The 14,681-nt window shown below is 65.2% G+C and carries 17 protein-coding genes and 3 tRNA genes; 15 read left to right on the top strand and 5 right to left on the bottom strand.

Annotated features, from left to right (window positions below; genetic code table 11):
• The first annotated feature begins 1 nt into the window (after nt 1).
• The 5 genes from BIGA_RS01155 to BIGA_RS01135 all read left to right on the top strand — a co-directional run bounded on the left by BIGA_RS01155 (nt 2) and on the right by BIGA_RS01135 (nt 3,738).
• Nucleotides 2–1,021, top strand: coding sequence for a ribose-phosphate diphosphokinase (locus tag BIGA_RS01155; RefSeq protein ID WP_033505789.1), 1,020 nt, complete (start codon nt 2–4; stop codon nt 1,019–1,021).
• Between the two features lie 113 nt (nt 1,022–1,134).
• Nucleotides 1,135–1,205: transfer RNA gene (locus BIGA_RS01150), tRNA-Gln, on the top strand.
• 70 nt (nt 1,206–1,275) lie between these two features.
• Nucleotides 1,276–2,658: a bifunctional UDP-N-acetylglucosamine diphosphorylase/glucosamine-1-phosphate N-acetyltransferase GlmU gene (gene glmU / locus BIGA_RS01145; RefSeq protein WP_033505787.1), complete on the top strand. Its 1,383-nt coding sequence runs from the start codon at nt 1,276–1,278 to the stop codon at nt 2,656–2,658.
• A gap of 4 nt (nt 2,659–2,662) precedes the next feature.
• On the top strand, nt 2,663–3,040 hold the full coding sequence (rsfS, locus tag BIGA_RS01140; protein WP_033505785.1) for a ribosome silencing factor: 378 nt from the start codon (nt 2,663–2,665) through the stop codon (nt 3,038–3,040).
• Entirely contained in the window at nt 3,037–3,738 is a 702-nt protein-coding gene (locus BIGA_RS01135) for a histidine phosphatase family protein (RefSeq protein WP_033505783.1), read from the top strand. The genes rsfS and BIGA_RS01135 overlap by 4 nt, the downstream gene beginning before the upstream one ends.
• 103 nt (nt 3,739–3,841) lie before the next feature.
• Here BIGA_RS01135 and BIGA_RS01130 read toward each other — a convergent pair whose 3' ends face one another.
• Complete coding sequence (locus BIGA_RS01130; protein WP_081929301.1) at nt 3,842–4,627, bottom strand: DUF1287 domain-containing protein; 786 nt, start codon at nt 4,625–4,627, stop codon at nt 3,842–3,844.
• 235 nt (nt 4,628–4,862) lie between these two features.
• Between BIGA_RS01130 and BIGA_RS01125 the strand changes: the two genes are divergently transcribed.
• The 3 genes from BIGA_RS01125 (at nt 4,863) to BIGA_RS01115 (ending at nt 6,198) form a co-directional block, all read left to right on the top strand.
• Nucleotides 4,863–5,873 carry a hypothetical protein gene (locus BIGA_RS01125; protein WP_033505782.1) on the top strand — a complete coding sequence of 337 codons (1,011 nt, stop codon included), beginning with the start codon at nt 4,863–4,865 and terminating at the stop codon, nt 5,871–5,873.
• Between the two features lie 101 nt (nt 5,874–5,974).
• Nucleotides 5,975–6,047: transfer RNA gene (locus BIGA_RS01120), tRNA-Ala, on the top strand.
• 75 nt (nt 6,048–6,122) lie between these two features.
• A tRNA-Ala gene (locus tag BIGA_RS01115) sits at nt 6,123–6,198 on the top strand.
• A 156-nt stretch (nt 6,199–6,354) separates the two neighbouring features.
• Here the strand turns inward: BIGA_RS01115 and BIGA_RS01110 are convergent.
• Together BIGA_RS01110 and BIGA_RS01105 are read right to left on the bottom strand one after the other, a co-directional pair.
• The gene (locus BIGA_RS01110) at nt 6,355–6,768 is read right to left on the bottom strand and encodes a type II toxin-antitoxin system HicB family antitoxin (protein WP_033505780.1); all 414 of its coding nucleotides are present in this window, start codon (nt 6,766–6,768) and stop codon (nt 6,355–6,357) included.
• The gene (locus tag BIGA_RS01105) at nt 6,765–6,962 is read right to left on the bottom strand and encodes a type II toxin-antitoxin system HicA family toxin (RefSeq protein ID WP_033505925.1); all 198 of its coding nucleotides are present in this window, start codon (nt 6,960–6,962) and stop codon (nt 6,765–6,767) included. The genes BIGA_RS01110 and BIGA_RS01105 overlap by 4 nt, the downstream gene beginning before the upstream one ends.
• Before the next feature lie 160 nt (nt 6,963–7,122).
• Between BIGA_RS01105 and BIGA_RS01100 the strand changes: the two genes are divergently transcribed.
• Both BIGA_RS01100 and BIGA_RS01095 read left to right on the top strand, forming a co-directional pair.
• The gene (locus BIGA_RS01100; RefSeq protein ID WP_034259521.1) at nt 7,123–7,392 is read left to right on the top strand and encodes a DUF6442 family protein; all 270 of its coding nucleotides are present in this window, start codon (nt 7,123–7,125) and stop codon (nt 7,390–7,392) included.
• Nucleotides 7,393–7,431: 39 nt separating this feature from the next.
• On the top strand, nt 7,432–7,644 hold the full coding sequence (locus BIGA_RS01095) for a helix-turn-helix transcriptional regulator (RefSeq protein WP_033505777.1): 213 nt from the start codon (nt 7,432–7,434) through the stop codon (nt 7,642–7,644).
• A 15-nt stretch (nt 7,645–7,659) separates the two neighbouring features.
• Here BIGA_RS01095 and BIGA_RS01090 read toward each other — a convergent pair whose 3' ends face one another.
• Nucleotides 7,660–8,241 carry a GNAT family N-acetyltransferase gene (locus BIGA_RS01090; protein WP_033505775.1) on the bottom strand — a complete coding sequence of 194 codons (582 nt, stop codon included), beginning with the start codon at nt 8,239–8,241 and terminating at the stop codon, nt 7,660–7,662.
• 193 nt (nt 8,242–8,434) lie between these two features.
• Here BIGA_RS01090 and BIGA_RS01085 point away from each other — a divergent pair, with 193 nt between their 5' ends.
• The 3 genes from BIGA_RS01085 to BIGA_RS01075 all read left to right on the top strand — a co-directional run bounded on the left by BIGA_RS01085 (nt 8,435) and on the right by BIGA_RS01075 (nt 10,897).
• Nucleotides 8,435–9,118: an endonuclease III domain-containing protein gene (locus tag BIGA_RS01085; RefSeq protein WP_033505774.1), complete on the top strand. Its 684-nt coding sequence runs from the start codon at nt 8,435–8,437 to the stop codon at nt 9,116–9,118.
• A 251-nt stretch (nt 9,119–9,369) separates the two neighbouring features.
• The gene (locus tag BIGA_RS01080) at nt 9,370–10,371 is read left to right on the top strand and encodes a VanZ family protein (protein WP_033505923.1); all 1,002 of its coding nucleotides are present in this window, start codon (nt 9,370–9,372) and stop codon (nt 10,369–10,371) included.
• 121 nt (nt 10,372–10,492) lie between these two features.
• Nucleotides 10,493–10,897: a pyridoxamine 5'-phosphate oxidase family protein gene (locus BIGA_RS01075; protein WP_033505772.1), complete on the top strand. Its 405-nt coding sequence runs from the start codon at nt 10,493–10,495 to the stop codon at nt 10,895–10,897.
• A gap of 158 nt (nt 10,898–11,055) precedes the next feature.
• Here the strand turns inward: BIGA_RS01075 and BIGA_RS01070 are convergent, their stop codons facing one another.
• A complete protein-coding gene (locus BIGA_RS01070) occupies nt 11,056–11,592 on the bottom strand; it encodes an LURP-one-related/scramblase family protein (protein WP_272944564.1) in 537 nt (178 codons plus the stop codon).
• A 117-nt stretch (nt 11,593–11,709) separates the two neighbouring features.
• Here BIGA_RS01070 and BIGA_RS01065 point away from each other — a divergent pair, with 117 nt between their 5' ends.
• Both BIGA_RS01065 and BIGA_RS01060 read left to right on the top strand, forming a co-directional pair.
• Nucleotides 11,710–13,275, top strand: a complete 1,566-nt coding sequence (locus BIGA_RS01065) for a S10 family peptidase (RefSeq protein WP_033505768.1) — start codon at nt 11,710–11,712, stop codon at nt 13,273–13,275.
• Nucleotides 13,276–13,535: 260 nt separating this feature from the next.
• Complete coding sequence (locus BIGA_RS01060) at nt 13,536–14,528, top strand: hypothetical protein (protein WP_033505766.1); 993 nt, start codon at nt 13,536–13,538, stop codon at nt 14,526–14,528.
• The last annotated feature ends 153 nt before the right edge of the window (nt 14,529–14,681 follow it).

Here is a 14,681-nt window from a genome sequence, read left to right as displayed (position 1 = left end):
GGTGAGCGCAATCCTTACAGGCAAGCCCGATAAGAACCTCATTCTCGTCACGGGGCGTACCCACCCTAAGCTGGCGGCGGACGTGGCCGAGCAACTCGGCATCGATGTCCTGGAGACCACGGCCTACGACTTCGCCAACGGCGAGATGTACGTGCGCTACACCGAATCGGTGCGCGGCGCGGACGTGTTCGTGCTGCAGAGCCACGCCAACCCAATCAACAAGTCGATCATGGAACAGCTCATCATGATCGATGCGCTGAAGCGCGCCTCCGCGCGTTCGATCACCGCCGTGTGCCCGCTGCTGGGCTATTCGCGCCAGGACAAGAAGCACCGCGGCCGTGAGCCGATCTCCTGCCGTCTGATGTTCGACCTGCTCAAGACCGCGGGCGCCGACCGCATCATGTCGGTCGACCTGCACGCCGCGCAGTCCCAGGGGTTCTTCGACGGCCCGGTCGACCATCTGATCGCCATGCCGGTGCTCGTCGACTACATCCGGGACCGCTTCTTCAATCATCTGGACAACGTCGCCGTCGTTTCCCCGGACGCCGGCCGCATCCGCGTGGCCGAACAGTGGGCGCAGCGCCTCGGCGGCGGCCCGCTGGCCTTTGTGCACAAGACGCGCGACATCACCCGGCCGAACCGCGCCGTCGCCAACCGCGTGGTCGGCGACGTGGAGGGCAAGGACTGCGTCCTCGTGGACGACCTGATCGACACGGCCGGCACGATCGCCGGCGCCTGCAAGGTGCTGCGCGAGTCCGGCGCCAACTCCGTGACCGTGGTGGCCACGCACGGCGTGCTCTCCGGCCCCGCGGTGGACCGGCTCAAGGAGTGCGGCGCCCGCGAGGTGGTGCTCACCGACACCGTGCCGATTCCCGAGGAGAAGCGCTGGGACGGCCTGACTGTGCTCTCGATCGCGCCGCTGCTGGCCAGCGCCATCCGCGCGGTGTTCGAGGATGGTTCGGTCGCCGAGCTGTTCGACACCTATCCCGAGCATCACGGGCAGGGCTTCCTGTTCGCCTGACGGCAATCCTCCGATACGGTTTACACCCCGGAATCGCAAGGCAACCCGCTGGAGCGGTTGACGTGGTCCAGCCGTATGGCATAATGAACACTTGGCGGGATTCGTCCCGCCGTTCCCCCATGGTGTAATGGCAGCACACGGGTCTTTGGAACCCTTTGTCTTGGTTCGAGTCCAGGTGGGGGAGCTTGGTGCCGGGGCGGTGGCCCTCGCGGCCGCCGCCCCAGGCGAGTCCACGAGGGAATGGAGCATATCTCATGGCACTATCCGCCGCCATCATCCTCGCCGCGGGCGAGGGCACACGCATGCGTTCGCGTACCCCGAAGGTGCTGCACACCTTCGCTGGCAAAACCTTCCTCCAACGCGTGATGGCGTCCGTAGGCGCGCAGGATCCGGACACGCTCGCCGTCGTCGTGCACTACCAGGCCGACCGTGTGGCCGCCGCCGCCCGCTCCTACAACGACCAGGTCGAAATCGTCAACCAGGACGACATCCCCGGCACCGGACGCGCCGTGCAGTGCGCGATGACCCAGCTGGCCGAACGCGGCGAACTCAGCGGCCCGGTGCTCATCGCCGCCTCCGACATGCCCCTGCTCGACGCCGGCACCCTGCATGACCTGCTGGAGTTCCACGAGGCCAGCGGCAACGGCGCGACCGTGCTGACCACCATCCTCGACGACCCGACCGGGTACGGCCGCATCATCCGCGACCGCGAGGGCAACGTGCTGCGCATCGTGGAGCAGAAGGACGCCAACCGCAGCGAACTGGCCGTGCAGGAGGTCAACACCTCCGTCTACGTGTTCGAGGCCGCCGTGCTGGCCAGGTCCATCGCGGGACTCAAGTCAAACAACGCGCAGGGCGAGTTCTACCTGACCGACGCGTTGGAGATGGCCAAGGCGGACGGCAACGTCGGCGCCTTCGCCGCGCCCGACCCGCTGACCGTGGAGGGCGTCAACGACCGCGTCCAGCTCTCCGAACTCTCCAAGGCGTACAACCGCCGCATCTGCGAGCGGTGGATGCGCGACGGCGTCACCATCCTGGATCCGGCGACCACCTGGATCGAGGACGACGTGCAAATCGCACGCGACGCGACCATCCTGCCCGGTTCGTTCCTGCAGGGGCGCACCGTCATCGGCGAAGGGGCGGTCGTCGGCCCCTACACCACGCTGATCGACGCGGTCGTCGACGCCGGCGCCACCGTGGAACGCTCCCGCGTGCAGGGCACGCACATCGGCGCGGACGCCACCATCGGCCCGTGGACCTACCTGCGCCCCGGCAACGAACTAGGAACCGGCACCAAGGCCGGCGCGTTCGTGGAGATGAAGAACGCCCATATCGGCAACGGCACCAAGGTGCCGCACCTGAGCTACGTCGGCGACGCGGACCTCGGCGAACACACCAACATCGGCGGCGGCACCATCACCGCCAACTACGACGGCGTGCACAAGCACCACACCAACATCGGCTCGAACGTGCACATCGGCGCGGGCAACCTGTTCGTCGCCCCGGTCGAAGTCGGCGACAACGTGACCTCCGGCGCCGGTTCCGTGATCCGTCACGCCGTCCCGGACGACGCGATGGTCTACTCCGAGAACACGCAGCACGTCGTCGAGGGCTGGAAGCCCGCCTGGGAGCGCTGATCCGATGACCGCCGCAACCACCATCATCGACGCCGTCCGCATCGCCGCCTCCGCGGCCGACCGCGTCAAGGCCAACGACATCGTGGCCTTCGACGTCACCGACCTGCTCGCGTTCACCGAGGTCATGATGATCGCCTCCGCCTCCAACGAGCGCCAGGTGCTGGCCATCGCCGAGGAGGTGGAGAAGGACCTGCACCTGAAGGCCCGACTCTCGCCGCGCTCGCGCGAAGGCCTGACCGAAGGCCAGTGGATCCTGCTCGACTACGGCGATTTCGTCATCCACATCATGCATCAGGAATCGCGCGACTACTACGGGCTCGAACGCCTGTGGCGCGACCAGCCGACCATCGACCTTGAGCTTGAGCATCCGGAGGAGTCATGAGCCAGCACGTCCGTTCCATCTTCCTTGTCCGCCACGGCCGCACCTCGTACAACGCGGCGCACCGCCTGCAGGGGCAGGTCGACATCCCGCTGGACGAGGTCGGCCGCTGGCAGGTCGAACGCACCGGCGAGACGCTGCGCGAACTGTACGTGGAACGCCGGCCGGATGTCACGAAGCGCATTGTGGTGGCCTCGGACCTGTGCCGTGCCTCCGCCACCGCGCACGCCTTCGCCGACCCGCTGGAACTGGATGTGCATCTGGACCCGCGCGTGCGCGAACGCAGCTTCGGCGAGTGGGACGGCACGGCCGTGGACGAACTCGCCGAACGCTACCCGGAGGACTACCGGTCCTGGGCCGAATTCCGCGGCGGTGAGATGAAATACGGCGCCGAATCGAAGGAGGCCGTCGGCAGGCGCGGCGTGGAGGCCATCCACGAGTGGTCGGCCCTCGGCGATGAGCACACCGACCTGTTCTTCTTCACCCACGGCGCATGGATCTCCCAGACCCTGCAGACGCTGCTGGGCATCAGCGCGGCGTTCCCGGACTTCGCCAGCGTGCTGTCGATGCGCAACGCCCACTGGGTGCGGCTCCTGCCGTTGGATCGGAGCGACGGCGAGGTGCGCTGGCGGCTGATGGAATACAACCACGGGCCGGCCATCGCCGACACCCCGCAATGGGAGAACCCGCCGCTCGGCTGAGACGCGACCGGAATCATTAGATGATGCCCCGGAATCTCAGTGATTCCGGGGCATCCGACGTTTTGCGAGTGTGCAAAACGACGGGAAGGCGGCGTGGGCGCGCTCAGCCGTTCCACGGCCGCAGTATGTCCTGCGGCACCTGCGAGGCGTCGAACCGGTAGTGGCCGGTCACCGCCATGTGCTTGCGGAACGAAAGGTAATCGTTCTCGCGCTGGCGCTGGCCCATGTTGTGGATGATGAACGGCAGGCCATCGCCGTCCCGCTGGTCCGAGACCACGCCGATATGCCGGGTGGTTTCGAACACCACGATGTCGCCGCCCTGCCAGGCGGCCTTGTCGGACGTGTCGGTGGTCAGCGTCTGCGCGTACTTGGACAGGAACACGTCAAGCACGCCGGTGCGGCGGAAGTCGATGTTCGGATCGGGCGCGGGCGCGGCGCTCGCATAGTCGGCGGGGTGGGCGGCGACATCGGCGTCGACCATCGCCTTGAGGTCGTAGCCGGCCTCGGCGAACGCACGCCAGACCACATCGGTGCAGGCGCCGCGGTCCGCGGGCGGATAACCGCCCTGGTAGTAGCCGTCGTCGTAGGCCGGGGCCGCCTCGGCGTCCTTGCGGGCGCCGGCGAGGATATCCGTGTAGTCGTCCACACCGTCGCCATCGAAGTCCACGTCGCTGGGCGTCATCGGGTATCGGCCCCGCATCGACTCGTCCGCGGCATGCGTATCGCCGCCCAACGCAGGTGCGATGACGCCGGTGTCCGACAGGTGCGTGACGACCACGGCGGCGACGATCGTCACCACCGCGACGGCGGCGATGACGACCGCGACTCGTCGGCCGGTGCGGTGACGTCGAGGTATGGATGACCCATGCTGCATGGCGAATCCCCCCATCTGAATGATTGTCGTTGCCAACGAATGTACACCGCCGGACGTCGCGATAGTGCGACGTCCGTGTTTCCGCCACACGGCCGATACAACTGGCCGGTGTCGGAAGCGGATGCGACGCGTGCCGTATGGCGATGCCTTTTCTGGGCAAGGTGGTGGTTTGCAACGGTATCGTGAAACTTCAACGGCTTTCAGCGTAAGTTGAGGATATCGGCAGGGAATGCCGCTACGGTCGAGAGTCGTGAGAAACTTCTTCAAGGGTTTATCGGTCACGCAGCTCAGCGCGGGGGCGCTGGCCGCGGTCACCTCGTTCCTGCTGTCCGCGAAGATCGGCATCGCCGGATCCGTCATCGGCGTGGCCGTCGGTTCGATCGTCTCCGCCGTCGCCTCGCAGATCTACCAGAACGTGCTCAAGGCATCATCGGAGAAACTGCAGAACGCCGTGCCGTTCCATGCGACGGATGGCGCGGATGGCGCGGACGGCTTGGAAGGTGAAACGGCTGTATCCGCCGATGATGCGACCACGCGGCTGGACGCCATCGCCGAATCCGCTGCCGAACCTGTGGCCGCCACGCAAACGATGCCGGTCACAGGGCGGGTGGTGCGTGGCAGCGCATCCGTATCACGGCGCGATGGCGTATCGTCGGGGGCGGCGGAAGTCGGCCGCAACCGGTCGGGCGTGAACCGGCAACGCGGGACTGCGGCGTCGGCAAAAGCCAAGCGTGTCGCCATACTCGTCGCCATCGGCAGCGCCCTGGTCGCGGTGGCGGTGACCGCGGGCATCATCCTGGCCGTGACCCAGGGGCAGGGCACCGACAGCGTGGTGCGCGATTGGGTCGACCGGTCCTATACCGAGCGGCCGATCGGGCCGGTTGACGGCGGTGACCGCGACCGTGAGCCGGAAGACGGTGCCGCGGGTACGGATGACGGGACGACCGGAAGCGACCCGTCGACGAATACGCCGGACACGACGGACGGGAACACGGGCGGTGCTTCCGGTTCGAATGATTCCGGCGCCTCGGGCACCACCACACCGCAGCCAGACGGCGAGTCGTCGACGGACGGAACGACGGATAGCGGGACCGAAGACGGATCCGTTGATGGTTCGACCGGAGTCGATGGATCGTCATCGCAGGGCGGTGGGACGTTGCAGGGATCCACCGATACCGGGACCCAGGGGACGACCGGCTCCGACACCTCCTCGGGGTCGTCGGGCTCGTCAACCTCGGGGACCGACACGGCGGGCAAGTGACCGATGTCATGCGGCAACCCGCGCGACACGCCATGTTTGCCGAAATGACATCCGTGTTGTAATGTATCTAAGGCTCTTCGAGAGCGGCAAGAACTGAAAACGGGGCTATGGCGCAGCTGGTAGCGCATCTCCATGGCATGGAGAGGGTCAGGGGTTCGAATCCCCTTAGCTCCACTCAGCAGAGCCTACGGGTTCTGCCACGGATTCGCGGCGGGTTCACGTAACTCCCGCGAACCGACAACTGAAAACGGGGCTATGGCGCAGCTGGTAGCGCATCTCCATGGCATGGAGAGGGTCAGGGGTTCGAATCCCCTTAGCTCCACCACCAAACACAAGGCCGGTCAACAATGACCGGCCTTGTTCGTTGAAACGCCCCGATTTTAGGGCGTATGCTCGCAAGGTGGGGTGTGGATGTGAACCGCCCCGGCGTTCGCTGATGGGGCGCCGGGACGGATTTGCGTTTGCTGGCGGAGTGTTCGCGTCAGACTGCGACGGGCTGTTGATACATGTACTCGAGTGCGTCGCGCAGTACGCCGCTGTAGTTGATATCATGCTTGTCTGCCCAGGTGTCGAGCCAAGCGGGGATGGTGACGTTCTTACGTACGGCCTTGCTGCCGTATTTGGCGGCATACGCGTCCATGTCGAGCGCGACCATGCTGACTAGCGCGTCGTCCTCCTCGGGCTGCACGTCGCGTGGGTCGCTGGCTTCGGGCACGGTGCCGCCTTCCTCCAGCTCGGAGAGGACCCAGCCGCTGGCCGCGTCCTCGGCCATGAGCAGGGCGTCAGCAAGGTTCTTGCCTTCGGTGACGCACCCGGGGAGATCCGGCACCTCCACCGCGTATCCGCCGCTGTGGTCCTCGAATGGAATCAGGATGATGGGATATGCCAACTTCATTTCGTCCTCCTTTCGTCGATGCCGGCCTGTCTCCATATCGACCGGACCGTGACCGGGTTGACGTCCCCATTGTGCTTGGGCACGGTCACGCGCCCGGGCTTGGTCGGATGCACGTACTGGCAGTGGCTTCCGCGTTGCCCGGCCAGTTGCCACCCGTCCGCCATCAGACGTCTCTCGATTTCCTTGAACCTCATGTCCATATTATACGCATGATGCGCATTGTTTGCCAGAGCGGAAACAACGTAGATTTGACATACAATCACTATGTCAAGTAAACTTGGCATAGCATGAAAGGGGGATCTCTCATGGATAGGGATGAAATACTGGAAAAGGGCCGGAAGGACAATCGTCTCCATGACGAAGGGGCTCTGGACGCGCACCAGAAAGGGGCGGCGGGTGGGGGTCGCCGGATTCATGGTTCTTATTGCCGTCGTCATCATCTATAACGCGGCGATTGGCATCAGCATCTCGCTGCCGTTGGTATTTCTTCTCGGATACCTGACCTGCCAGGCTTGGGGGCAGTATGTGGCGCGTCGTGAAACGGTTGTTCTGGCGACTGGGATTGTGGGGAGTGTGGGGACGGTGATCGCGTTGGTGGGCTATGTGCTGTCCACGCTACTGTAGGATCATCCATTCGTAACCAATGGCACGTGAGGTGACTGGTTGGACAATAGTCTGATTCTGCGGAACCGTTTGAGGGCGGCGCGGGCGGAAAAGGGGCTTTCGCAAGCGCAGTTGGCTGAGCTCGTGGGAGTCTCCCGTCAGACGATCAGCTCCATTGAAACCGGTCAGTTCAACCCGACGGCCAAGCTCGCCCTGATCCTGTGCGTCGCCCTGGACAGGGAGTTCGAGGAACTGTTTTATTTCGACGAATGACCACGGGGCATCGGCTCAGTCCAGCGCATCCGCGACTCCGGCCTCCCACTGTTCGCGGGTGATGCGGCGGACGGCTTCATCGCGCCAGACGTCCCCCAACAGCTCCATGCGCACATGCGGCTGGACGCGGACGAGCCGCAATCCGAGCTTGTCCATCACGCGGGAGGATTTCGCGTTCTCCATGTCATGCGTACCCCAGACCGCCTGCAGATCCAGATCCTCGAACCCATGGCGCATCAACGCACGCGACGCCTCGGGAACGAGTCCCTGCCCCCAGTACGGTTTCCCGATCCAATATCCGATTTCCAGGGCCGGGGTCTGATATCCCGGCGTGCCGATGACGGAGGCGCACGGCTTCTGCAATCCGATGCTGCCGATCGGTTCGTCGGTTCGTTTGAGGACGACGGCATACGTCTCCGGTGCGCTCAGCACCGCACGGATGATCTCGGCGCTTTCCGCGACGCTCCGATGCGGCTGCCAGCCCGCGGCCGGCCCCACATCCGGACTGCTGGCATACGTGAACAGGGCCTGTGCGTCCGCGGCATCATCCATTCGCCAAGGTCGCAGCGTCAGCCGTTCCGTCTCCAGCATGGTCATGTCGGTCTCCTGTCTTGTCGTTGATCGTGTGCGATCACGATACCCTCATTCACCACGATAGCTAACGGATGTGCCGCGACCCCCGTCCATCGCACTGGATATCGGCGGGCTGCGGCACCGCGCGGAAGATGTCGGGGTTGCTCGGGAGGGGAGTGTTCGGCGACATGCGTCGGCGGCTGGGTAGGATGGCATCATGGATGAACGGTGTCTGATCGATGTGCGGGGTCTGTACGAGCTGTTGCTGGACCATATGGGACCCACGCACTGGTGGCCCGCCGACACGCGGTTCGAGATCGCCATCGGTGCGATCCTGACCCAGAACACCGCATGGGGCAATGTGGAGACGGCACTCGACCGGATGAAGGCGGCCGACGTGCTGAACGCCCGTTCGATCGCCGATCTGCCGGACGAAACATTGTGGGACCTGATTCGTTCGACCGGCTACTACCGGCAGAAGGCCGTGTATCTGCGCGCGTTCTGCCAATGGTTCCTGGATCTGGGGGAGTGGAGCCATGACGACGACATCCCCGCCCTCGTGCGGGAAGTCGACGACGAGACGCTGCGCCGCGAGCTGCTGTCCATCCGCGGCGTGGGCGGCGAGACGGCCGACGACCTGCTGCTGTATGTGTTCGACCGGCCCGCGTTCATCGCCGACCGCTACGCCCGTCGCATGTTCGAAACGCTCGGCGTGGACGACCTGCCGAAATCCTATGAGGGGTTCCGTCGCCGCGTCATGCCGCAGATCGACGCCGACGCCTGGAGCATCCCGGAATTCCAGGAGTTCCACGGTCTGATCGACGAACTCGGCAAGACCTGCCGTACGCCGGAGGATTGGAATCACAGCATCGTTGCCGGATACCGCATGCCGCTGCCGTGAGAACGGCGCCCGCGGCATGTCTTCGCATGGATGGCGATGCCACGGGACGACTCGGCATCATCGTCCGATATGCCGGCGCCGACGGGAACCGGGGTCATCCGCAGGACGGATGCTGCGCGCAATCCCGTCCGCGAATAGGCCCGACGGCCGATGCGCGCCGTGCGATCGGCGCCGTAGCATGACACCGTCGGACCCGGGCAGACGTCACGATCGTCGTGTACGAACCCGGTCGGAAGGCGGGAAACGACATGATGGCATTCCTCGGCGACTTCACCGAACCGTTCATCCTCGCGGTGGCGATCTGGCCATTCGCCTCAGCGGTGCTGACGCTGCCGGTGCTGGCGATGCTCTACCATCGCGAGAACCGCATCCGGCTGACTTCGGTCGCCGTCTCCTACGGGTGCGTGCTCTACCTGCTCGCACTCGGCTGCTTCACGCTGTACCCGATGCCGCAGGACGCGGCGGCATACTGCGCGACGCACCATCTGACTCCGCAGCTTGATCCGCTGCGGTTCATCGGCGACATCCGAACCGACGGCGTGACCGCGCTGCTGCAGATCGGCATGAACATCGTGTTCTTCGTTCCCCTCGGCTTCATCCTGGGCCGTTTCCTCCGCGCGGGGCTCGCGCGCACGGCTCTGATGGGGTTCGCCGTGTCGCTGCTGATTGAAACCGCGCAGCTCACCGGCATCTTCCACCTCTACCCCTGCTCCTACCGACTGTTCGACGTCGACGACCTGATCTGGAACACATTGGGCGCGCTCCTCGGTTACGCCGTCGCGGCGCTCGCCAACCACGCACTGCCGCGGCGGGACGTCGACGAAGGCATCGTGACGGAACCCGGGTTCGTGCGCCGTTGCGTCGCCTTCTGCATCGACTGCGTGATCACCGGAATCGTCAGCGTGCCGTGCACGGCGATCGTGTATCTCGTCGGCATCCAATTCACCGGGTTCAGGCCGTTGACCTTCGCGATGGGGGTCCCGATGTTCCTGATATGCCTGGCCGTCACCGAACTGTGGATTCCGTGGGTGCGCGGCGGTCGCACGCTGGGGGCCGGGTTCGTCCGGATGAGCGTGGAGACCAGGCCTCGGCGCGGAGCCCGGCGTGCCGTATTCTATCTGGCCCGCTTCGCAGTGCTTTGCCTGGCTGTGTGCTGGATGACCGGGAACGGGGGAGGGGTGCTCGGTGTGGTGCCGCTCGGCCTCGGGGTGTTCTGGCTGGTGGAGTACCGCATGCCCTATGACCTTATCTGATTATCCGATTATCCGAGCGGGTCGCGCCATGCCGTGATGTTGGTCACAGTCGGTGATTCCACGGGGTGAATCCCACCGCGGTGCAGTAGGCTGGAGATACGTCTAACGAAAGGATGGACATATGGCAACGCTCACCGAAGAGATGAAGACCTTCATCGAGAACAATCTGGCGTGGGTCACCACGATCGGCAAGGACGGCCAGCTCGATCTGGGCCCGAAGATGTCGATGTTCGTGCTCGACGACCACCATCTGGCCTACCACGAACGCACGGCCGGCCAGGTGTACCGCAACCTGCAGGACGGCAGCCCGCTGGTCATCGCCGTCGCCAACCTGGCCGAGAAGAAGGGCTACCGATTCCGCGGCCCCGTGACCCTGCACACCGAGGGCGAGATCTACGACGCGCAGGTCAAGGTCGCCCAGGAGAAGGGCACCAAGATCCCGGCCTGCGTCCCGGTCATGGAGATCACCGAAATCCAGGACCTGACCTCCGGCGCCAACGCCGGCAAGACCATCGACAAGGACTGAGCCCCTCGTCGGCCCCTCGTCGGTCCCTCGTTCCGCGTCGTTTTACGACGATGAACGAGGGACATCGCATATGTGTGCCGTCCCGCCGACCGTCATTGCGACTGCCCGGCCCGGCTTCTTCCTGTTCCTTGTCCTCGTGCCCGTCCCGCGGATTCCGGTCACAACGAGTCGCTGACGGCCGCGGCGCTGCCGCTGCTCTCCTCGTCGGCCTTGACCTTGTCGATGGCGATGACCAGCGCCACGACGATCGTCGCCATCGCATCATCGTGCACGATGACCTCATAGCTGTCTCCCCAGCTCAGCCAACGCTGCGAGATCTCGGCGACCAGTTCATCGCCGCGCACGACCGTGAAGTTCAGATCGACCCAGTCGCCTTCGACGCGCAACCCCTGCGCATCGATGCGGTATTTCGGCTTGAAGAACGAGAACTCCTTGTCGATGCCCGCAATCTCGACCCCGTCAACGATGACGCTGAAATGGGGCAGCCAGCTCAGCGTCTTCTTCTCGATGCGCGCCACTTCGAAACCGTTCTCGTCGGTGATCGTGAAGGACTTGGGGATGCGCATGAAGCTGCCCTCGACGTGATAGACCGGGCGTTCATCCTCGTCGGTGACGTCGAACTGCTCGCCGCCGAATGCGAACATCCTCTGCTTGATATACAGCCGTCTCATGGAATCATCATTGTAGGTTCGCACTACTTCAGGGCGCAAATCCAACAGGGGCGGAACACCGTGTCCTGAAGAACAAACCCCGAAGCAGTGCGAACCGTATCATGGGAGACATCCTGTCCATCATCGAGCAAAGGACGATCAATGACCGATCAGAACACCACCGCGGCGCAGACGCCGTCCGCGGACGCCGACAAGGAGCGCCTGCCCGAACCCTACGAGAAGACCACGCGCCACACCATCACGCTGGACGGGCGCGAATGGCGCTACGATGCCACCCTGGGCACCATCACCATCGACACCGCCAAGGTCAAGCCGGCCGCCAGCATCTTCTTCGCCGCATTCAACGCCGTGGACGACCAGGGCGCCATGGACGCGACCCGCCCGGTGACCTTCATCTTCAACGGCGGCCCCGGCTCCAGCTCCACATTCCTGCTGCTGGGATCCATCGCGCCCAAACGCATCGACGTGACCGACACGGACCCCGTGCCCGCCGCCCCCTACACGCTCGCCGACAACCCCGAAACCCTGCTGCCGGTCAGCGACCTGGTGTTCATCGACGCGGCCGGCGCCGGCTTCTCCACCATCCTGGACAAGGCCAAGCCCGAACTGTGGAGCGTGGACGGCGACGTCAAGGGCTTCAGCGCGTTCATCCGCGCCTACCTGAGCAAGTACCGCCGCTGGAACTCGCCCAAGTACGTGCTCGGCGAATCCTACGGCACCACCCGCGGCGCGGCGCTCGCCTACCGTCTCCAGCAGGATGGCGTCTCGCTGAACGGCCTGACGCTCATCTCGAACATCCTCGACTACGCGCATGTGTTCGACACCAGCGACCAGTGCTACGTCGGCTATTTCCCAACCTACGTCTCGGTGGCGCACTACCACGGCAAGGCCGGTCAGGGGCTCACGCTTGAGGAGCATCTGGCACAGGCCCGCGCCTTCGCCGACGGCCCGCTGCGTCTGGCGCTCTCCGCCGGCGCCCGCCTGGATGACGGGACGAAGCGCAGGGTGGCGGAACGCTACGCCGAACTGACCGGCCTGGACGCCGATTACGTGTTCGCCTCCGACCTGCGGGTGCTGGACACCCGGTTCCGCAAGCGTCTGCTGCTCGACCGGAGCCGGATCGTGGGCCGGTACGACGGCCGCGCCGCCGGGTATGATCTCGATCCGGTCAGCGACGACGAGACCTTCGTGGTCGATGATGTCTACCTCGACCCTGCGTATTCCAGCCTGGTCAATGCCTATCTGCGCGACGAGCTGGGCTGGGACCGCGTCCCCGAGCGTCGGGGGTTCGCGGATTTCGACTGGGAATCCACCGAACCGGGCAAGGGTTGGATGTGGTGGCACCGCCTGCCCGCGCACACCAAGTGCATCGAGGGCGAGATCATCCCGTTCCCGTCGGTCACGGCCGACCTGGCCGCGGCGATCGTGCACCAGCCCACGCTCAAGGTGCTGATCGGCAACGGCTGGTACGACCTGTGCACGCCGTTCTTCCAGACCGAATGCGACATCGACCATCTGGGACTGCCCGAACCGCTGCGCGGCAACGTGGCGTTCACTTACTACCCGGCCGGTCACATGCTGTATTCGGCCAAGGAGAGCCTGCGCAAGTTCTCCTCCGACCTCAAGCGGTTCTATGCGGCCGACGCCGCCGACCTGCCGTCCATCGACGAGCGTCCGGCGCTGCCGGTGCCGCGGATCGACTGGTGAGGTTCCGCGTATCGGCGTGCGCAACGGCCGCATGAGGATTCGGCGGCGGGATGTCCGTGACGGCGTCCCGCCGCCGTTGTCGCGTTTGGGGCGGCTCCGGCGGTGGATAACCGTTGTTTCATCCACTTATTCACGTCGTCGCCGAAGACGGTGGCGGCGGGCCGTCGCATGTGCCATGCTGTGGTGCAACATCGCGCGTGGGATGCGCGCGGCGTTCACCACGGTATGCAAGTATGCAAGACAATAGGCAAGGGGGCACTATGACGCAGGATACGGCCATCGAGGCATGGGTCGACCGGTTCAGGGACGATCGGGACAACCAATACGTGAGCGAACAGCATGTGCAGCGTGCGGCCGCGATCATCAGACTCATCGGAACGTCGGCACTGGACCGCGGATTCGCCGTGCCGCCGCCCGACGACGGGGACCTGCTGCGGCTGCACCGCGAGGATGCGACGTGGGCGCATATCGTGTGCGCCACCGACGACGGCGTGACGTATTTCCTGCGTGTACAGGAGGTGTGCGCGCCGAACGCCCCGCGCAGGCCGGCTTCAAGCGTCGGCGCGGATCCGGATGAGCCGCGTTGGCTGGCGTGCCGCGTACGCGAGTTCATCGGCACGGGCCTGCTGCAGATCTCCATCAGGACGGATGGCGACGTCGCCTGCCGCAGAAGCGCCAAGGACACGGCGACGTCGTCGCTGGAGGAGAAGATCCCGTCGGCGTTCAACGAATTCGCGTCGGCGATGGAGCGGCGCCGCAAGGACCGGCGGGAACGGGCCGAATGGGAGGAGGCCAAGCGGCGCGCCCGGGAGCGGTATGCATGCGATCGTCTGATGGCCGACATGGATCATCAGGCGGAGCAATACCTGGCAATGGCGCGGCGGCGTGAATTCCTATCGGCCCTGGAGCGTGCGCTGGAACGCTATGAGGGCGCGGACCGCGTGCAGGTGGCCCGGCGGATAGCGCTGCTGCGGGAACGTGTGGACGCCGAGGACCCGGGTCTGCATCCCGAACGCATCGACATCGCGGTGCCGGAACCCGACGATGCGCGGCTCGCCCCGTACATGGACGGCTGGAGCGTCGACGGCCCGTATCGGATCTCGTCGATGGAGGCCCGCGAGCGCACCCGCCGCATCGAATCGCCATGGCCGCAGGAGACCGGTGCATACGTCGGCGGCATGCTCGGGGCCATACCCGATTATGCCGGTCCGTATGGGACGGAGGCGGGACGGTACGGGGAGCCGGACTTCTGATGGGCGTGTTGACGCACCGCCATCGCGTGTATATACTGTGTATAGAGGGTATATACACTCGGGCTCTTCCGGGAGGACGCTTTCGTCAAGGGCACGGTGGCCGCCGCACAAGCCATGCGCGGCGGCCACCGGACAACGGCAAAGGAAACACAC

Source organism: Bifidobacterium pullorum subsp. gallinarum (assembly GCF_000741215.1).
Taxonomy (GTDB): Bacteria; Actinomycetota; Actinomycetes; order Actinomycetales; family Bifidobacteriaceae; genus Bifidobacterium; species Bifidobacterium pullorum_B.
This window is presented reverse-complemented; position numbering and strand designations above follow the sequence as displayed.